We start from the raw sequence: 19820 nt of genomic DNA, 5'->3' as shown, positions 1-19820 counted from the left end.
TGTCCCCGTGCGAATTAACGAGGCTAGACGTGGCAAAAGCTGAACTTGGTACCAAGCGTATCGACCCGGAAACGGGCAAGAAATTCTACGATCTCAATCGCGACCCGATCGTTTCGCCTTATACCGGCATCTCCTATCCGCGTTCATATTTCGACTCCACGCTTGAAAGCCGCGTTGTCGAAGAGGAAGCCGAAGAGGAAGAACTGGATACGGCAATGGAAAAGCCAGACTTCGTCTCGCTTGAAGATGCCGACGACGAAGCAAAGGGCGGCGGTGACGACCTGCCGGATATCGACGACGATGATGTCGATCTCGGCGACGACGATGACGACACTTTCCTTGAAGAAGAGGAAGACGAGGACGACGATATGTCGGGCATTCTCGGCGGTGGTGTCGGCGGCGACGACGAAGAGAGCTGATCTGTTACGCAGATCAAGTCCTGATGCTTTTACGAGGCAACCTTCGGGTTGCCTCGCTGCGTTTTGAGCGCATCCCGAATGATGGCTTCAGCGGGATCTATGAATTATTTTTGGCAGATGTGAAAAGAGTTGCGATTTAGCTCTTGATCTTCTGACGAACGCCATTTAATAAGCCGCCACACCGGGCAACAAGTCCTGCCTGATGTGCCTCGAAAGAGGTCTTATGGGGCCATAGCTCAGCTGGGAGAGCGCCTGCATGGCATGCAGGAGGTCAGCGGTTCGATCCCGCTTGGCTCCACCAAATTTCCTTCCCGATATCGTAAACATATAGCACATCAATGTGCATGATAGCGATCGTTGTACAAAGCCAACTCGCGCGCTATAGTGTTATTTCATGACAGAAATGATCTTGGCGACATTCGACTGGGTTCCCAAAATGCCACGCGGCTTCGTCCGTGATCTTCGCGTGCGCTGGGCACTGGAAGAAGCCGGGATACCCTATCGTGTCAAAGGCGTTCCGTTCAAGAATCGCGGGCCGGAACACTTCGCCCATCAGCCTTTCGGGCAGGTGCCCTGGCTGGTCGACGGTGATATGTCAATCTTTGAAAGCGGTGCCATCCTGCTTCATATTGCCGGGAAGAGCGATGCGCTGTTGCCGCCCGATCCAAGGGCGCGCAACGAGGTCATACAATGGTTCTTTGCCGCATTGAATTCGGTTGAGATGGCTTCCCTGCCACTCGCCCTTTATAAATTCACCGGCGATGAAGAGCAGACTCCCGGCCGGCAACTTATGGATAGTTTTCTGGCTGGTCGGCTGGGGCATATGGAACAGGCCCTGTCAGGCCGCGAATGGCTGACGGAGCAATTTTCGGTTGCTGATATTCTGATGGCTGATGTTTTGCGCCTGGTCGATCATTTTGACGGTCTGGCGCACTATACGACCTGCCGGGCCTATGTCGGGCGTGCCATCGCGCGGTCTGCATTCCAGAAAGCCTATACCGACCAGATGGCACATTTTGCTGCGGCGGACTGACTTTACCATCTGGAGTTTCCAGTCTTTCCAGAGCCGCCGGGCTGATAAGGCGTTGCGCGTTTTACCGCTGTCCTGCCGCATCAGATAGAGCGACGTACCGACGATCAGGGCCTTCAAAAATCAGTAAACCAAATCAGCTTCGGCCCTTCTGTCTGTTCACCTTATTCCGGTACTGGCATCAGCCATGACAGGCAGTATCACGGGAAAAGCGTAGACGTATCGGAAACTCTCTTCTAGAAATTCGTGACGGAGTCGATCAGGAGTAGGTCTGGCTTCGCATGTTCTGGGAGGAATGATGAGCACCAACGCAGTCCCCACGCAGTTTTCGCCTGACCGTCCGCTATGGCAGCCGGATGCTGGCCGCATTGCCGCCAGCAATCTGGAGCAATTCCGCATCCGCGCAGAACAACGCACGGGCCTGAGCCTGCCGGACTACGCTGCACTGCATCGCTGGTCCGTGCAAGATCGCGGCGGGTTCTGGCAACTTGTGTGGGATTTCTGCGAGGTTATTGGCGAGCGCGGCGGCACGGCCCTTATTGATAAGGGCCATATGCGTGAGGCGAAATTTTTCCCGCAATCAAAACTCAATTTTGCAGAGAATCTTCTTCGCCATCAAGGCCCGAACGAGGCAATTGTCTTTCGCGGTGAGGACAAGGTCGAGCGCCGCCTGACATGGGACGATCTTCACGCGCTGGTTTCGAAGTTGCAGCAATTCATGCTGGCGCAAGGTGTCCAGCCGGGCGACCGTGTGGCGGGCATGATGCCCAACATGCCGGAGGCCGTGGCCCTGATGCTGGCCGCTTCATCCATCGGCGCGGTCTGGTCATCCTGTTCACCGGATTTCGGCGTGCAAGGTGTACTGGATCGTTTTGGCCAGATTGAACCGAAGCTTTTCTTCGCTTGCGATGGCTATTGGTATAATGGTAAGCGAATCGAGGTTGCCGACAAGGTTGCCGAAGTGACGGCAAAACTGCCTGGGATGAAGCGGGCTGTCATTGTCAGCTATCTCGGGGAAGCAGAAGCAGTCGCCAACAGAGCAGAAAAGGGCATTGCGCTTGATGCGGCTCTGGAGCCGCTCAAGGCCAAGGACGTGGAATTCACGCGGCTCCCCTTCGATCATCCGCTTTATATCCTGTTTTCCTCCGGCACGACGGGAATTCCGAAATGCATTGTGCACAGGGCGGGCGGCGTGCTGCTCCAGCACCTGAAGGAACACCGCTTGCACGCGGATATTCGCGACGGCGATCGCTTTTTCTATTTCACCACTTGCGGCTGGATGATGTGGAACTGGCTTGCGTCGGGCATCGCTTCGGGAGCCACGCTTCTGCTCTATGACGGTTCACCTTTTTATCCTGATGGTAATGTGCTGTTCGATTATGCCGCCGCCGAGGGCATGACCTATTTCGGCACGTCTGCGAAATTCATCGACGCCGTGCTGAAAGCTGGCCTCAAACCCGGTGAAACGCATGATCTGTCAGCGCTGCGCACTGTCTCTTCGACCGGCTCGCCGCTATCGCCGGAAGGCTTTGCCTTCGTCTATGAAGCGATCAAGCCGGACGTGCATCTGGCTTCCATTTCCGGCGGTACGGATATCGTATCCTGCTTCGTGCTGGGCGTTCCGACCGAACCTGTCTGGATGGGCGAGATTCAGGGCGCAGGTCTCGGCATGGCGGTCGATGTCTGGAACGACGATGGCAAGCCGGTGCGCCGCGAAAAAGGCGAGCTGGTCTGCACGAAGGCGTTTCCATGCATGCCGCTGCAATTCTGGAACGATCCCGAAGGTGCGAAATATCAGGCTGCCTATTTCGAGCGTTTCGACAATATCTGGTGCCATGGCGATTTTGCCGAATGGACCGAGCATGACGGCATCGTCATCCATGGCCGTTCGGATGCAACACTCAATCCCGGCGGTGTGCGTATCGGTACGGCGGAGATTTACAATCAGGTCGAGCAGATGCCGGAAATCGCGGAGGCGCTCTGTATCGGGCAGGACTGGGACAAGGATGTGCGGGTGGTGCTGTTCGTGCGGCTCGCCGCAGGTGTGGCGCTGGACGATGATCTCAAGGCGCGTATAAAGACGAAAATCCGCACCGGTGCCACGCCGCGTCACGTTCCGGCCAAGATCGTTGCCGTCCGCGATATTCCGCGTACCAAATCGGGAAAGATCGTGGAGCTTGCCGTGCGCGATATCGTGCACGGGCGCGACGTGAAGAACCGCGAAGCGCTGGCGAACCCGGAAGCTTTGGAGCTTTATCGTGACCTTGCCGAGCTTCGTGAGGACTGATCCGGCCGGTGCCCAATCGCTTGGAGTTGCCGGATAACGGGCGCAACAAAATTTCGTTATCCGGTAATAAATAGCCACAGAACGCCACGCAAAACGGTTGCCTATTCGAAATTCACGGGACACTCTGGCCTGAACATAGCCCACAGCGAAAGCGGTGGTTGCCGGGCAGAACTTGTGGAGGACGAGTATGTTTGCATCGGGCCCAAATTGGGGAGGCATGAGTTTCGGTCTTGGCGAGGAGATCGAAGCCCTCCGCGATACGGTGCGCCGTTTTGCGGAAAGCCGCATTGCGCCGCTGGCCGCTGAAACTGACCGCAACAACGCATTTCCCATGCATCTCTGGCGTGAATTGGGTGCGCTTGGCGTCCTTGGCATCACGGCGCCCGAGGAATATGGCGGCGCTGGCATGGGCTATCTTGCCCATTGCGTTGCGATGGAAGAAATCAGCCGCGCGTCCGCTTCCATCGGCCTCAGCTACGGCGCCCATTCCAATCTCTGCGTCAACCAGATCAAGCGGAACGGTTCTCCCGAGCAGTGTGCGAAATATCTGCCCCAGCTCATTTCCGGTGAGCATGTGGGCGCGCTCGCAATGTCCGAGCCGGGCGCGGGTTCCGACGTCGTTTCGATGAAGCTTGCCGCCGAAAAGCGCGGTGACCGATATGTGCTGAACGGAAACAAGATGTGGATCACCAATGGCCCGGATGCCGATGTGCTGGTGGTCTATGCCAAGACCGATCTGTCCGCAGGCCCGCGCGGGATCAGCGCCTTCATTGTTGAGAAAGGTTTCAGGGGCTTTTCCACGGCGCAGAAGCTCGACAAGCTTGGCATGCGCGGCTCCAACACCTGCGAACTGGTGTTCGAAGATTGCGAAGTGCCAGCCGAAAATCTTCTGGGAGCCGAGGGCAAGGGTGTCAATGTGCTGATGTCCGGCCTCGATTATGAGCGCGTGGTTCTGGCAGGTGGTCCGCTTGGCATCATGGCGGCATGCCTTGATGTCGTGATACCCTATATGCATGAGCGCAAGCAGTTCGATCAGCCGATCGGCGAGTTCCAGCTCATGCAGGGCAAGCTTGCCGACATGTATGTGCTGTTCAACGCTTCGCGTGCCTATGTTTATGCTGTTGCTGCGGCCTGTGACCGGGGTGAGACAACACGCAAGGATGCGGCGGGCTGCATTCTCTATTCAGCCGAAAACGCCACGCAGATGGCCTTGCAGGCGATACAGGCGCTGGGCGGCAACGGTTATATCAACGATTACCCGGCGGGACGTCTTTTGCGCGATGCCAAGCTTTATGAAATCGGCGCGGGAACATCGGAAATCCGGCGCATGTTGATCGGGCGGGAACTGTTTCAGGAGACCCGTTGATGGCGGTTCTCAAATCTGAAATCTCGACGCGCAGCGCCAGCTTCGAGGCCAACCGCAAAGCCATGCTGGCGGCGATCGACACGGTGGCGGAAGCCTCGCATATTGCCATTGATGGTGGCGGCGAGAAAGCGCGTGAACGCCATGTTGCACGCGGCAAGCTGCTCCCGCGTGAGCGTGTGGCGCAATTGCTCGATCCTGGTTCGCCTTTTCTGGAAGTGGGCCTGACGGCAGCGCATGGCATGTATGATGGCGCAGCCCCTGCGGGTGGGATCATCACCGGAATCGGGCGCGTGTCGGGACGCGACTGCATGATCGTCTGCAACGATGCAACGGTAAAGGGCGGTACCTATTACCCGATCACGGTTAAAAAGCATCTGCGTGCGCAGGAAATCGCGGGCGAAAACCGTCTGCCCTGCATTTATCTGGTCGATTCGGGCGGTGCCAACCTGCCGAACCAGGACGAGGTTTTCCCGGATCGCGACCATTTCGGGCGTATATTCTACAATCAGGCACAGATGTCGGCGGCCGGCATTCCGCAAATCGCCGTTGTCATGGGGTCGTGCACGGCAGGCGGCGCTTACGTACCCGCCATGAGCGACGAAACGGTGATCGTGCGCAATCAGGGCACGATTTTTCTGGCTGGCCCGCCGCTGGTGAAGGCCGCAACCGGCGAAGTGGTGAGTGCGGAAGATCTCGGCGGCGGTGACGTGCACACGCGGCTTTCCGGCGTGGCCGATCATCTGGCCAATGACGACACCCATGCTTTGCAGATCGCGCGTTCTATTGCAGCCAATCTCAACAGTGAAAAGCGCAGCTTCACTCCAAGAGGCGACGGCGCTGCCCCGCTTTATGACCCGGAGGAAATTCTGGGCGTCGTTTCAGCCGATACGCGCATTCCCTATGATGTGCGTGAGGTGATAGCGCGGTTGGTTGATGGTTCGGATTTCGATGAGTTCAAGGCGCGCTACGGCAGCACTTTGGTGTGCGGCTTTGCCAGCGTCTACGGCATGCCGGTCGGCATCATTGCCAATAATGGCGTATTGTTCTCCGAAGCGGCCCTGAAGGGCGCACATTTCATCGAGCTTTGCTGCCAGCGCAAGTTTCCGCTGGTGTTTTTGCAGAACATTACCGGCTTCATGGTCGGGCGCAGATATGAGGCCGAAGGCATTGCCAAGCACGGTGCCAAGCTGGTGACGGCGGTGGCGACGGCCAATGTGCCGAAGATCACCATGCTGATCGGCGCGTCCTACGGCGCAGGCAATTACGGCATGGCCGGACGCGCCTATTCGCCACGGTTTTTATGGACCTGGCCGAACAGCCGTATCGCAGTGATGGGCGGCGAACAGGCGGCGGGCGTACTGGCAACTGTCAAGCGCGATGGGATAGAGCGCACCGGTGGCACATGGTCAGCGGATGAGGAAGCGGAGTTCAAGCACCCGACGCTGGAGATGTTCGAGCGTCAGAGCCATCCGCTCTATGCTTCCGCGCGGCTTTGGGATGATGGGATCGTCGATCCGCGTAAGAGCCGGGAAGTGCTTGGCCTGTCGCTTGCCGCCATGCTGAATGCGCCGGTCGTGCCGACGCGCTTCGGTATCTTCAGGATGTAAGGGGCAATCAGATGTTCAAGAAAATACTGATTGCCAATCGCGGAGAAATTGCCTGCCGGGTTATTCGCACGGCGCGTAGATTGGGCATTACTACGGTCGCAATTTACTCCGATGCGGATGCCAACGCATTGCACGTCGAAATGGCCGACGAGGCTGTCCGTGTCGGTCCTGCCATTTCAGCGCAAAGCTACCTCAATATTGATGCGATCATCAAAGCGGCGAAAGAAACCGGTGCTGAGGCGATTCATCCGGGCTATGGATTCCTGTCGGAAAATCCGGCTTTCGTGGATGCTGTCGAGGGCGCAGACCTCACGTTCATCGGCCCAACGGCAAAAGCCATTCGCGCCATGGGGCTGAAAGATGCCGCCAAGGCACTGATGGAGAAGGCAGGCGTACCGGTTGTGCCCGGCTATCACGGCGACAATCAGGATGCGGCCTTTCTCAAAAACGAGGCGGATCGGATCACCTATCCGGTGCTCATCAAAGCGCGGGCGGGCGGCGGCGGCAAGGGTATGCGCCGCGTCGATCAGGCTGCTGATTTCGCGGCAGCGCTGGACAGCGCGCGTCGTGAGGCCGAAGCCGCTTTCGGCGATGGCGCGGTGCTTATCGAAAAATACATGACGAAGCCGCGTCATATCGAAGTGCAGGTTTTTGGTGATAATCACGGCAATGCGGTGCATCTGTTCGAGCGCGATTGTTCGCTGCAACGCCGCCATCAAAAGGTGATTGAGGAAGCGCCTGCGCCCGGTATGACGCCGGACATGCGCACCGCCATGGGCGAGGCGGCGGTCAGGGCGGCATTGGCCATCGGCTATTGCGGTGCGGGTACGGTGGAATTCATCGCCGACGTATCGGAAGGGCTCAGACCCGATCGCTTCTTCTTCATGGAAATGAACACCCGCCTGCAGGTGGAGCATCCGGTAACGGAAGCGATCACCGGCTTGGATCTTGTCGAATGGCAATTGCGTGTGGCTTCCGGCGAAGCGCTGCCGAAACGTCAGGACCAACTTTCCATAAACGGCTGGGCTTTCGAGGCCCGGCTTTATGCGGAAGACCCGGTGCGGGATTTTTTGCCAGCCACGGGCAAGCTTGCCTTGTTCGCACCGCCCGGAAATGCGCGTGTCGATTCCGGCGTGCGCACCGGCGACACGATCACGCCGTTCTACGATCCCATGATCGCAAAGATTGTCGCCCATGGGGCCACGCGCGACGAGGCACTGAACCGGCTCGATGCTGCACTGAACAAGACCCGGATTGCAGGTCTCGTCACCAATCGTCAGTTCCTCTCAGTGCTTTGCAACCTTGAAGCTTTCCGCACAGGCGATGTCGATACAGGCCTGATCGCACGCGAGACGGCAGTGCAGTTCGCCGATAAGCAGCCTTCGGATATCGCCTTTGCGCTGGCTGCACTCGGTGCGCTCGACCTACTGGATGCGCCGCAGAATGATGATCCATGGACGAGCCTGCGCGGCTTCCGGCTTTGGGGTGAAGCATCGCGCTCGATACTGCTCGATCATAATGGCGCGCGTCATACACTGAGCTTCACGAGCAAGGGCGAGAGGTCTTTCGGCTTTCCTTTCGGCATGATCGAAATCCTTGACCATAAGAACGGGTTGGTTCGCTTCGCACTCGATGGTCGTGTGTCGGAGGCGTCTGTCGTGCGCACCGGACATGATGTGACAGTGCAACTCGAAGGCCGCGACACCATATTCCATCATGTGCAGTCTGTCGGTGCGGAGGAGGACGCTTCGAGCGAAAGCTGCATCCTGTCGCCGATGCCGGGGCTGATACGACTGGTTTCCGTTGTGGAGGGTGCGAGCGTCGCCAAGGGCGATCCGCTGGTGACGATGGAAGCCATGAAGATGGAACTGTCATTGACCGCGCCGCGTGACGGCAAGGTTGCGTCCGTAACTGTTGTGACAGGGGATCAGGTCGCCGAGGGCGCACTGCTCGTTGAACTGGAGGAAGACCATGGCTGAACACGTGGAAATTGTTGAAATGGCTGCGCGTGATGGCCTGCAAAACGAAAAGCGGTTTGTGCCGACAGCTGACAAGATCGCATTGATCGACCGTCTGTCGGACTGCGGCTATGCCCGTATAGAGGCGACGAGCTTCGTCAGCCCCAAATGGGTGCCGCAACTGGCAGACGCAGCGGAGGTCATGGCCGGTATCCGCCGTGCTGGCAGCGTTCGCTATTCGGCACTTGTCCCCAATATGAAGGGCTATGAGGCGGCAGCGGCAGCCAATGTGGATGAAATAGCAGTTTTCGTTTCCGCTTCGGAAGGATTTTCAAAAGCCAATATCAATTGCACGATTGCGGAAAGCATCGAGCGGCTGTCTCCCGTCATCGGTGCTGCCATCAATGACGGCCTTGCCATTCGCGGCTATGTGAGCTGCGTGGTCGAATGCCCTTATGACGGACCGGTGGCCCCGCAGGCGGTTGCCGATGTAACCGGGCAACTCTTCTCGCTCGGCTGTCATGAGGTGAGCCTCGGCGATACCATCGGGCGCGGCACGCCGGACAAGGTTGCGGCCATGCTCGATGCTGTGTTGGCCATCGCACCGGCGCACAGCCTTGCCGGTCACTATCATGACACGGGTGGGCGGGCGCTCGACAATATCCGCGTCAGTCTGGAAAAGGGCTTGCGGGTGTTTGATGCTTCGGTTGGAGGTCTCGGCGGCTGTCCTTTTGCACCGGGCGCCAAGGGCAATGTCGATACGGTTTCCGTTGTAGAAATGCTGCATGACATGGGATTTGAAACCGGGCTCGATCTGGGCAGGCTCAGATCGGCGGCTTTGTTCGCTGAAGCGCTGCGCCAGGATAAAGCGGCATGAACGACTTTGAGACGCTCCATATCGCCGTTGATGCGCGCGGCGTGGCCACGCTGACGCTCAACCGGCCCGAACATCATAATGCCCTCTCTGGCGGGATGATCAACGAACTGACAACGGCGGCGTTGCATCTGGCCGACAACCAAGCCGTGCGTCTCGTGATTCTGACCGGCAATGGCACAAGTTTTTGTGCGGGCGGCGATCTTGGATGGATGCGGGAGCAGGTGAAAGCCACGCGCGCCCAGAGAATTGAGGAAGCGCGCAAGCTCGCGCTCATGCTGAAAGCACTGCGTGATCTGCCAAAACCACTGATCGGGCGTATCAACGGTCAGGCCTATGGCGGCGGCGTCGGACTGATTTGCGTGTGCGATGCTGCAATCAGCGTTTCCGGTGCGCGCTTCGGGCTGACGGAAACGAGGCTTGGCCTGATACCGGCCACCATCAGCCCCTATGTGGTGGCGCGTATCGGGCAGGCGAATGCGCTGCGCACATTCACATCTGCCCGCCCTTTCGGTGCTGAGGAAGCACAGCGGATCGGGTTGGTGCATGAGGTTGTCGAGGCGGAGCATCTCGATGCGGCTGTGGAGGCGGAAATAAAACCTTATTTTTCCACCGCGCCCGCGGCCGTTGCCGCCTCCAAGCGGCTGGTTCAAGCGCTGGGCGCGCCGATAGACGAGGCGGTGATCGACATGACGCTCACCCGCCTTGCCGACACATGGGAGACACCAGAGGCCGCAGAGGGAATCGCGGCCTTTTTTGCGAAGAAATCACCATCGTGGAAGAGAGGAGGATAAGCATTTTGTGGGAGGCGGTTTTCGTTGTAATTGCGGGCACTTGGCCCCTTGCAATCGGTGGCCGGAAATGCATTCTTATTACATCATGAAAGCTCGTTCCTGTTCTGGAGCATGATTCCGAAAGCGCTGATGCAATTTCGGATAATATTATGGCTCTGGCCTCTTCGACGAGTGGGAGCGGGCTTTTGGATTGACCCTTTGAGATCATGCGATGAACAAAAGGGAGGGCCCGGCAATTCGGTGCGCAGATGCGCTGAGATTTGACCGGCAAGGGTTGTCTCGGGGCCGTCGGAGGACGCTGCCCCACAAAGGAGAAAAAGAATGAACCTGAAACTTCTTTCCAGCGTGGCCTTTGCGGCTACAATCGGCTTTGCCAGCGCCGCCTATGCAGACATTACCATCGGCGTCGTTGCTCCGCTGACGGGGCCTGTCGCCGCTTTCGGTGACCAGGTGAAGAAGGGGGCGGAAACCGCCGTTGAAGTCATCAACAAGGCTGGCGGCATCAAGGGCGAGAAAGTCGTTCTGAAGTTCGCCGACGATGCCGGTGAACCGAAGCAGGGCGTTTCCGCTGCCAACCAGATCGTTGGCGACGGCATCAAGTTCGTTGTCGGTCCGGTCACGACCGGCGTTGCCATCCCTGTTTCTGACGTGTTCTCGGAAAACGGCGTTCTGATGGTCACTCCGACCGCAACCGGTCCGGATCTGACGGCACGCAATCTAGAGAACGTATTCCGCACCTGTGGTCGCGACGACCAGCAGGCTGAAGTAATGGCCGACTATGTCTTGAAGCACATGAAGGACAAGAAGGTCGCTGTGATCCACGACAAGGGCGCTTACGGCAAGGGTCTGGCCGACGCTTTCAAAGCGGCGATCAACAAGGGCGGCATCACGGAAGTGCATTACGACTCTGTCACGCCGGGCGACAAGGATTTCAGCGCGCTCGTCACCAAGCTGAAGTCGGCTGGCACCGAAGTTGTCTATTTCGGCGGCTATCACGCCGAAGGTGGCCTCCTGTCACGTCAGTTGCACGACGCTGGCATGCAGGCTCTGGTCCTCGGCGGTGAAGGCCTGTCCAATACCGAATATTGGGCAATCGGCGGCACCAATGCACAGGGCACGCTCTTCACCAATGCCAAGGACGCCACCAAGAACCCGGCTTCCAAGGATGCTATCGAAGCGCTCAAGGCTAAGGGTATCCCGGCTGAAGCCTTCACCATGAACGCTTATGCTGCTGTGGAAGTTATCAAGGCTGGCATCGAGCGTGCCGGTTCGACTGACGATTCCGCTGCGGTTGCCAAGGCACTGCATGACGGCAAGCCAATTGAAACCGCTATCGGTACACTGACCTATGGTGCAAACGGCGATCTCAGCTCGCCGAGCTTCGACATCTTCAAGTGGGATGACGGCAAGATCGTCGGCCTCGAATAAGATCGTCGTGGTTTTAGAATATAAAAACGCCGGGGTTTTTCCCCGGCGTTTTGCATTTGTGAAGCTGAAAACCGTCAGGAACCGGTATAGCCGAGTTCCGCCTCAATGGCCTCGAATGTCTTTTCCATCGCGTAGGTGGGGCTGAGGGGAAAGCCGAAATGTCCGTAGGCAATGGACATCTGCCGTTCGGCTTTGCTTTCGCTGCCCTTCGCAACTGCCGCCACATAGAGTGCTGCAGCAAGTCCCGTACGGTCCGCGCCGGATTTGCAGTGGATAAGCACGGGCTTTTCCGCATTTTTCATCAGGGCGATCAGTTGTCTGGTTTGGGCGGGGTTCAGCTCCCGCCTCGAAGACATTTCAAAATCCGCATGATTGATGCCGAGTGCCTTCGCTGCTGCGATTTCATCGTCATACCATTTCGCGCCCGGCTCTGGGCCGCGCAGATTGATGATGGTCTTGATGCCGTAAAGCTTTTGCAGGGAAGCGATGCGCGCAGCGTCGGGCTGGTTGGAGCGATAGGCCTGCCCATTGATGATAGTGTGAACGTTGCCCTTATATTGCAGCGTGTAAAGATATCCTCCCAGGACACTCAAGCCGATAAGCAGCCCGAGTCCGGTCAGTCGGGCATAAGTGAAGGACCAATCGAGATACTTCTGAAAAAACGACATAGGGGCCTCATTCGAATAAAAGTAAATCATAAAATATATCATAATGAAAATTTGTTCTTGGATTCTGCAGCGAATATAATAAGATTTAGACTTAATCTTGTTCAAAAGAATAATATTTTCTGTTTGAGTTACTTTTAAAATGAGCTCGCCAATGTGCGGGAGAGTATGTTGGAGCAAGCGTCTGCACCGGTTGTTGGTAGCAGTAAATCGCATTGCTTTTTGCGGCTTAAGCTTCGGTTAACCATGACTGTTTAATCTACGATCATGAGCTGGGGCAGATAGCGGAGCAGGTTTATGCAGCGCTACAGATTTGACGATAAACGAATTCTGATCGAGGCTATTGTTGAGTTGCTCAACCGGGGCGTGGAACCTGACGACCTTGATCTCGTGCTGAGCCGGATCGGTCCGGTTGATCTAGATTTGATGCAGCAATGCCTGATTGAGGTGTGGAACTACAACCACCCCGATGTGGCGGAAACGCCGATGGCAGCCTGACGACTGGTTCTGCGGCTCTCTTGTCGTAAAGCATCAGACGATCACGGAAGGATACGGCAGTTTCAGGCAACGGTTTGTGGGCCGAAACTGTCGGGGCAGGGCCGGGTTGAACCGGTATTGGAGCAATCTGGCCGCTGCCCGCAATGTCATATTCCTGAAACGCAGACGGTTTATATCCATATGCGTATCGGGAATTCACTTGGGATCGTGACCACGGATGTACTGGCGCAACTCAGGTGAAAGCGGAAGGTCGGGTTCAGCCCGGCCTTTTTCGTTTTGAAATGTCCTGAAAGGTGCCTGCGCTGAGGAGCGATCCGGCAAAGCAAGCCAGTTCCATATTTAAAAGTGGTTCAAGAATTGACGGCAAGCAAGTTCCGGTCGGGCTCGCGAGGAACCGCGAAATGGTTGGTGTGTAGACATGCTGGTGTTGCCCATCTCGTCGATATAGGGCGGAAGCATTTTCTCCGATCGATAAATACCGTATGAAAGACATGGTCTGCCGCGCTCCGCGAAGGCTTTGCGATCTTATTTTCAATCACGGAAGCCATTCATGATACGCCATATGGTTCTCATCAAATTCAGGCCCGAACTCGCAGCTGTGGAAATCGAAGAAAAGCTGCAGGCCGTTGTGGCACTTAAGGACCGGATCGGCGGTATCCTGTCTATTACGGCTGGCGAAAACAACAGTCCTGAGAATCTCGAAAAGGGATTCCGGCACGGTTTTGTCGTTGACTTCACGGATGAGGCGGCGCGGGACGCCTATCTTCCGCATCCCGATCACGTGAAGGTTGGTAAAAGCCTGGTTGAAGCAGCCGAAGGCGGTATCGAGGGCATTTTGGTTTTCGACTACACGCTCTGAGGTTTGTCCAAGCCGCCGGGAGAGGGAAGCGCAAGCTAAAGGAGGAGCCCACCCACCCCCATGCACGAAAGATCCTCTGCGGAAAGCGCGATCCCTGCCATCAGGCGATCCAGCACCCAGTCGAGGCTGTTTTCGCGGGCGCTGCGGGCCGATCCGGGGGCGGCGACGATATATTTGCCGTCGCGCTGCCCAAGAACCAGCAAATTGCCGGGATCGACAGGCATGCCGATCCGCAGGATTTTTCCGCCCGAAATGCGGATCGATTGCGGCACGATATCCGCCTCGTCGGCAACCGCCGAAGCACTGAAAATAACAATGACGTCGCAGGTGGGGCTTACCTCGCCGATTGCCGTTGCCAAAGCGGCCTGATCGTGCGCGACGCGCCTTTCCAGAACGAGCGTTCCGCCATTCCCGGTCACGCGCTTTTCCATCACCTCTCGGGTCTTCTCAAGCACCGTCTCGCGTATTGAGGGGAGGCGCGACTGGATCAGACCGACCCGCGCACCATAGAACGGCCAGACGTCCAGCGCGGGCTGCGAATCCAGGCCGATTTCCCGCAAAAGGGTTTCCGGCACGGCAAATGGAATGATCTTGACGGTGGCAATCATCTGGCCGGCTTCCACGCGCACATAATTGCGTAGCGTCGCGATGGAAATGCGCGCATCATACGCATTGATTGAATCGATACGGTCGGCATCTGCCGAAAAAACCCCGTTCTTCCGGGCGTGGAGATTGACCCGTCCGGTTGTGGCGTTGCCGATCTCCACTTGGGCGGAGGCAAGCATATGGCCAATGGCAAGTGCGGCGTCGTCCTCACCGATATCGCCTGGCTCCAGGCGCGCAGCCAGAACCGAGCCTATGCCTGCTTCCTGCAGCATTGCGAGGTTGAGTGTGTCGAGAACCGCGCCTTTGCGCAACACGAATGCGCCTGCCGTCATTGCATAGCCGAGAATTGTGCCTTCGGCTTCATCAAGCGGCGTTTCGGCAAATATCATCTCTTCCCCCAGTTTGCTCGCATATTTTCAATAAGCATATATAGCGAGGAAGATAAACGGTCACAGCGCGTCTGGTTATCGAAGATTGTGCCGCCGCGAAAACAGCTAACCCGGATCAAGGGGCTGTGGAGATGCACACAATTCGCGGTGAATCCGGTAAAATCCTATCACGATCCCGTTTATCCATAGGGCAAGCGGCGCTTTTATCTTGCAAACTTCATGCTTTGGGCCTAATCGCTCCGCCACACATAACAACTGGCGGCCCATTCATACCGCCCGTCAGGATGCCGATCGCTGAAAGTGGCGGCAGACATATTGTATTTACGCATTGCCTAAAGCATGGCCCGCATCATTGAGCAGGCCTGATTGTTCAGACAAAATGCCCGTTTTTGGGCGCGACATTACGATCCAGCAGAATTTTCGTCAGACACGTGACAAACGCGACTATTCGTTATAACGGTACTTTTGGAAATTTCAGAATTTACCGAAAACTAGGAAATGACGCATGCGCCGGAGGTGAAACTCTGCGCGCAGGATGGAAAGACAAATGAAACACGGCACCCCCCGGACGATCGTTTCGTTCGCCGTCTTGGCCCTCACGGCGTTTCTCGCCGGCTGCGAGAACCAGGTCTTGCTCTCCCCGAAAGGGGAAGTCGGCATGGCAGAACGCGATCTCATCCTTTTTGCGACCGGCATCATGCTGCTTGTCGTGCTGCCCGTCATCTTCATGACGCTTTACTTCGCATGGAAGTACCGCGCCTCGAACGAAAAGGCGGACTACCAGCCCGACTGGCACCACTCGACGAAGATCGAGCTTGCCGTCTGGCTCATTCCGATGGCGATCATTGTTGTGCTCGGCACGGTCACCTGGATCAGCACCCACAAGCTTGATCCGTATCGCCCGCTGGAATCGAACGCGAAGCCGATTAATGTCGAAGTCGTGGCGCTCGACTGGAAATGGCTTTTCATCTACCCGGATCAGGGCATAGCCACCGTCAACGAGATGGCAATGCCGGTCGATGTGCCGGTCAACTTCAAGCTGACCTCCAGCAACATCATGAATTCCTTCTTCATCCCGCAGCTCGGCAGCCAGGTCTACACCATGCCAAGCATGCAGACGAAGCTGCATCTGGTTGCCAATCACGAAGGCGAATTTGACGGTATCTCCGCCAATTATAGCGGTCAGGGCTTTGCCCAGATGCGTTTCAAGGCGCATGCCTACAATCAGGCCGACTTCGACAAGTGGGTGGCCGATGTTAAGGCAAAGGCGAATGGCGAAGAGTTGAGCCGTGACCGTTACGCCTCGCTGGTTCAGCCAAGCGAGAAGGTTCCGCCGCAGTTTTTCACCTATAGTGACCAGGCGTTGTTCCACAACATCGTGAACCGTTGCTGGGACGGAAAATCCGTGTGCCTCGACGATGAAATGCATCGTCAACAGATGATCCGCGAAGCGCGCGCCAATCTGCGCAAGTCTTCGCCTGTCGATTTCAGCCAGTGGGCGAGCGACATCATCTGCGCAGTCCAGCCGCAGCGCCTTTCGCAGCTCGAAAACTGATGTGCCGATAGGTCCGTGATCTCGCAAGAGGTCGCGGCCATCCGCATTCAATCCTTTGTTTCACGCGGTTCCGGAAAGATGGCCGTCTTTTGCCGTCCCGGAATTGCTCCAATCGAAGCGTGATAAAAATGTTCGGAAAACTTACGCTCGAAGCGATACCCTATCATGAGCCAATCATCATGGTCACATTGGCCGCGGTGGCTGGTGGGGCGCTCGCTATTCTGGCAGCCATTACCTACTATCGCAAATGGGTTCCGCTCTGGAATGACTGGCTGACGTCGGTCGACCACAAGCGCATTGGCGTGATGTACATCATTCTGGCACTCGTGATGCTGTTCCGCGGCTTCTCGGATGCTGTCATGATGCGCGCTCAGCAGGCGATTGCCTCCGGTGCCAATGAAGGCTTCCTGCCGCCGCACCACTACGACCAGATCTTCACTGCCCATGGCGTGATCATGATCTTTTTTGTGGCGATGCCCTTCATCGTCGGCCTGATGAACTTTGCAGTGCCGCTTCAGATCGGCGCGCGCGACGTGGCTTTCCCCTACCTCAACTCGCTCAGCTTCTGGCTGACGGTTGCCGGCGCGATCCTCATCAACATCTCGCTCGGTGTCGGTGAATTCGCCAAGACCGGCTGGCTGGCCTATCCGCCGCTTTCCGGCAAGGAATTCAGCCCGGACGTCGGCGTGGATTACTATATCTGGGCCTTGCAGATTTCCGGTATGGGTACGCTACTGTCAGGCGTGAACCTCATCACCACCATCATCAAGATGCGCGCGCCCGGCATGGGAATGATGCAGGTTCCGGTCTTCACCTGGACCGCGCTCTGCTCGAACGTTCTGATCGTGGCAGCGTTCCCGATTTTGACTGTGACGCTCGCTCTGCTGTCGCTTGACCGTTATCTCGATTTCCACTTCTTCACCAATGATGCCGGTGGCAATCCAATGATGTATGTGAACCTGATCTGGATCTGGGGTCACCCGGAAGTCTATATTCTGGTTCTGCCTTGCTTCGGCATCTTTTCGGAAATCGTGGCTACCTTCTCCGGCAAGCGCCTGTTCGGCTACAAGTCGATGGTTTACGCCACCGTTGCCATCACTGTGCTGTCGTTCCTGGTCTGGGTCCACCACTTCTTCACCATGGGTGGTGGCGCTAACGTCAACGCCTTCTTCGGTGTGGCGACCATGATCATCTCGATCCCGACAGGGGCGAAGGTCTTCAACTGGCTCTTCACCATGTATAAGGGCCGCGTCCGCATGGAAACGCCGGTAATGTGGACCATAGGCTTCATGTGCACCTTCGTTATCGGCGGCATGACGGGTGTTCTGCTCGCAGTTCCGCCTGCGGATTTCGTGCTCCACAATTCCGTGTTCCTGATCGCCCACTTCCATAACGTGATCATCTCGGGCGTTCTGTTCGGCTGCTTCGCCGGCCTCGTCTACTGGTGGCCGAAGGCATTCGGCTTCAAGCTGAACGAACGTCTCGGCAAGAACGCGTTCTGGTGCTGGCTTGTCGGCTTCCTGCTCGCCTTTATGCCGCTCTATGTGCTTGGCCTGATGGGCATGACCCGCCGCCTGAACCACACTGAAAACCCGGCATGGCACATCTACCTCATCATTGCCGCAATCGGCGTCGCCGTCATTCTTTGCGGCATCGTGTTCCAGGTTTTGCAGATCGCGGTTTCTATCCGCGACCGCGAAAAGCTGCGCGACACCAATGGCGACAGCTGGGGTACGGGGCGTACGCTGGAGTGGTCGCTGGCTTCGCCGCCTGCTTTCTACAACTTCGCCGAAGTTCCGCATGTGCGCGACCATGATAGCTGGTGGGATATGAAGCAGAACGGTTATGTGCGCCGCACCGAAAAGTTCGCGCGGATCCACATGCCAAAGAACACCGGCACCGGCTTCATCATCGGAATGCTGAACATTCCGCTCGGCTTTGCTTTGGTGTGGCACATCTGGTGGCTGGCAATCGCCTCTGCCCTCGCTGTGCTGGCCGTTGCCATCGCTCACTCCTTCAATAATGACAGAGACTATTACGTCTCGGCCGAAGAGGTGCAGGAAGTCGAAGACCTCCGTACCCGGCAACTGACTGCTCAGGAGGCCTGATTCCGATGAGCGCAAGCATTTCAACCGCCGCTCCGTTCACGGGCGGAAACGAGCATCCCGCGCACGAGGACCATCACGATGCAGGGTCGACCACGCTGGTCGGCTTCTGGATCTACCTGATGAGCGATTGCGTCCTCTTTTCGGGACTCTTTGCAACCTATGCCGTTCTGGCGCATCAGTTCGCGGGTGGCCCAACCGGCCGTGAACTGTTCGATCTGAACTTCGTTCTGATCGAAACCATGCTGCTGCTGGCCTCATCGCTGACCTATGGTCTGGCCACGCTGTCCATGTTCAAAAAGAACCGCGCAGGCTTGCTGTTCTGGCTGGGTGTCACCTTCCTGCTCGGTGCAGCCTTCCTGGCGATGGAAGTCTATGAGTTCAATCACCTGATCCATGAGGGCGCAGGTCCGGGCCGTAGCGCGTTCCTTTCTGCTTTCTTTGCACTGGTAGGAACCCACGGTCTTCATATCACGTCGGGTCTGATCTGGATTCTGGTGCTTTCCGCCCAGCTCCTGCGCGATGGCCTGACGGAAAAGAACCAGACGCGCGTGATGTGTCTCAGCCTCTTCTGGCACTTCCTGGATATTATCTGGATCGGCGTCTTTACCCTTGTCTATCTGTTGGGTGTACTGTGATGAGCTCTGCACACGAAACACATGATCACGCCGCACACGGCAACCTGAAGTCCTACCTGATTGGTCTGGCTCTCGCGATTGTCCTCACGATCGTTCCGTTTATGTTGGCAATGAATGGCTATTTCACGCCAGCAACAACCGCGGCGATTGTCATTGGAATGGCCGCGGTTCAGATTGTGGTGCATCTGGTTTACTTCCTGCACCTTGATCCGAAGTCGGAAGGCGGCTGGAACATTCTGGCCTTCATCTTCACGGTCATCATTCTGGCTATCGTTCTTGCTGGCTCCATCTGGGTCATGCATCACCTCGATACCAACATGATGCCGATGTACATGTCACCGGAAGACGTGCGCAATCTGCCGTAATGCCAAGTCTCGATAAGCTAGACTTATCGAGACTTGTTTCAGCCCATGTAGTGATCGAGCTTTTCAAGGGGTGATGCACAGCATCTTGGCGCTTTGATAGTACAGCTTCGTCAAATGCTTCCCTGCATCGTAGTGCTTGCAGGGAGGGCGTCCTTGAACCTTGCAGAGCAACTGGCCTGACGGCCCGTGATCGCGGCTTTATCCTCCCTCTCTCCCCCAAAGCCGCGTGGCGCCCCGGTTCCCTCCGGGGCGCCTTTTTTGTTTGCTTAGAAACATTATTTAAATTTTTAATCAACTTGCTGTAATTCCGTTGATACACTCTGTAAAATCAAGATTATTATATTTAATGTAGAAGTGTAGAATATTGTAATATATGC

Annotated in this window: 17 protein-coding genes and 1 tRNA gene; 16 read left to right on the top strand and 2 right to left on the bottom strand. The window is 56.8% G+C overall.

Translation table 11 applies throughout. The annotated features are described in order from the left end of the window. Positions 1-29: 29 nt before the first annotated feature. The 10 genes from FJQ48_RS10165 to FJQ48_RS10115 all read left to right on the top strand — a co-directional run bounded on the left by FJQ48_RS10165 (position 30) and on the right by FJQ48_RS10115 (position 11763). A complete protein-coding gene (locus tag FJQ48_RS10165; protein ID WP_139975007.1) occupies positions 30-419 on the top strand; it encodes a TIGR02300 family protein in 390 nt (129 codons plus the stop codon). 225 nt (positions 420-644) lie between these two features. Continuing rightward, a tRNA-Ala gene (locus tag FJQ48_RS10160) sits at positions 645-720 on the top strand. A gap of 93 nt (positions 721-813) precedes the next feature. Beyond that, on the top strand, positions 814-1452 hold the full coding sequence (locus tag FJQ48_RS10155) for a glutathione S-transferase family protein (protein ID WP_139975006.1): 639 nt from the start codon (positions 814-816) through the stop codon (positions 1450-1452). Between the two features lie 295 nt (positions 1453-1747). Further along, the gene (locus FJQ48_RS10150; protein WP_139975104.1) at positions 1748-3736 is read left to right on the top strand and encodes an acetoacetate--CoA ligase; all 1989 of its coding nucleotides are present in this window, start codon (positions 1748-1750) and stop codon (positions 3734-3736) included. Positions 3737-3923: 187 nt separating this feature from the next. Beyond that, positions 3924-5102: an isovaleryl-CoA dehydrogenase gene (locus FJQ48_RS10145; protein ID WP_139975005.1), complete on the top strand. Its 1179-nt coding sequence runs from the start codon at positions 3924-3926 to the stop codon at positions 5100-5102. Beyond that, positions 5102-6709: a carboxyl transferase domain-containing protein gene (locus FJQ48_RS10140; RefSeq protein WP_139975004.1), complete on the top strand. Its 1608-nt coding sequence runs from the start codon at positions 5102-5104 to the stop codon at positions 6707-6709. Before FJQ48_RS10145 ends, FJQ48_RS10140 begins: the two co-directional genes overlap by 1 nt. 11 nt (positions 6710-6720) lie before the next feature. Then, positions 6721-8688: an acetyl/propionyl/methylcrotonyl-CoA carboxylase subunit alpha gene (locus FJQ48_RS10135; RefSeq protein ID WP_139975003.1), complete on the top strand. Its 1968-nt coding sequence runs from the start codon at positions 6721-6723 to the stop codon at positions 8686-8688. Beyond that, positions 8681-9544, top strand: coding sequence for a hydroxymethylglutaryl-CoA lyase (locus FJQ48_RS10130; protein WP_139975002.1), 864 nt, complete (start codon positions 8681-8683; stop codon positions 9542-9544). The genes FJQ48_RS10135 and FJQ48_RS10130 overlap by 8 nt, the downstream gene beginning before the upstream one ends. After that, positions 9541-10335 carry a crotonase/enoyl-CoA hydratase family protein gene (locus FJQ48_RS10125; protein WP_139975001.1) on the top strand — a complete coding sequence of 265 codons (795 nt, stop codon included), beginning with the start codon at positions 9541-9543 and terminating at the stop codon, positions 10333-10335. The genes FJQ48_RS10130 and FJQ48_RS10125 overlap by 4 nt, the downstream gene beginning before the upstream one ends. Positions 10336-10656: 321 nt before the next feature. Then, the gene (locus tag FJQ48_RS10115) at positions 10657-11763 is read left to right on the top strand and encodes a branched-chain amino acid ABC transporter substrate-binding protein (RefSeq protein WP_139975000.1); all 1107 of its coding nucleotides are present in this window, start codon (positions 10657-10659) and stop codon (positions 11761-11763) included. Between the two features lie 74 nt (positions 11764-11837). Here FJQ48_RS10115 and FJQ48_RS10110 read toward each other — a convergent pair whose 3' ends face one another. Then, entirely contained in the window at positions 11838-12431 is a 594-nt protein-coding gene (locus FJQ48_RS10110) for a tyrosine-protein phosphatase (protein ID WP_139974999.1), read from the bottom strand. Positions 12432-12725: 294 nt separating this feature from the next. On the opposite strand from FJQ48_RS10110, the gene FJQ48_RS10105 reads away from it, so the two are divergent. Together FJQ48_RS10105 and FJQ48_RS10100 are read left to right on the top strand one after the other, a co-directional pair. Then, a complete protein-coding gene (locus FJQ48_RS10105) occupies positions 12726-12926 on the top strand; it encodes a hypothetical protein (RefSeq protein WP_139974998.1) in 201 nt (66 codons plus the stop codon). A 550-nt stretch (positions 12927-13476) separates the two neighbouring features. Further along, entirely contained in the window at positions 13477-13785 is a 309-nt protein-coding gene (locus FJQ48_RS10100) for a Dabb family protein (protein ID WP_139974997.1), read from the top strand. Positions 13786-13820: 35 nt separating this feature from the next. On the opposite strand, the gene FJQ48_RS10095 is transcribed toward FJQ48_RS10100, so the two are convergent. Then, on the bottom strand, positions 13821-14780 hold the full coding sequence (locus FJQ48_RS10095) for a molybdopterin-binding protein (protein WP_139974996.1): 960 nt from the start codon (positions 14778-14780) through the stop codon (positions 13821-13823). A 547-nt stretch (positions 14781-15327) separates the two neighbouring features. Here FJQ48_RS10095 and cyoA point away from each other — a divergent pair. The 4 genes from cyoA (at position 15328) to cyoD (ending at position 19443) form a co-directional block, all read left to right on the top strand. Further along, on the top strand, positions 15328-16335 hold the full coding sequence (cyoA, locus tag FJQ48_RS10090; RefSeq protein ID WP_139974995.1) for a ubiquinol oxidase subunit II: 1008 nt from the start codon (positions 15328-15330) through the stop codon (positions 16333-16335). Positions 16336-16463: 128 nt separating this feature from the next. Next, complete coding sequence (gene cyoB / locus FJQ48_RS10085) at positions 16464-18443, top strand: cytochrome o ubiquinol oxidase subunit I (protein ID WP_139974994.1); 1980 nt, start codon at positions 16464-16466, stop codon at positions 18441-18443. A 5-nt stretch (positions 18444-18448) separates the two neighbouring features. After that, a complete protein-coding gene (cyoC, locus tag FJQ48_RS10080) occupies positions 18449-19078 on the top strand; it encodes a cytochrome o ubiquinol oxidase subunit III (protein ID WP_139974993.1) in 630 nt (209 codons plus the stop codon). Next, positions 19078-19443, top strand: a complete 366-nt coding sequence (gene cyoD / locus FJQ48_RS10075; protein ID WP_139974992.1) for a cytochrome o ubiquinol oxidase subunit IV — start codon at positions 19078-19080, stop codon at positions 19441-19443. The genes cyoC and cyoD overlap by 1 nt, the downstream gene beginning before the upstream one ends. Positions 19444-19820: the final 377 nt, after the last annotated feature.

The sequence above is a fragment of the Ochrobactrum sp. CGA5 genome (assembly GCF_006345815.1).
Classification (GTDB): Bacteria; Pseudomonadota; Alphaproteobacteria; order Rhizobiales; family Rhizobiaceae; genus Brucella.
This window is presented reverse-complemented; position numbering and strand designations above follow the sequence as displayed.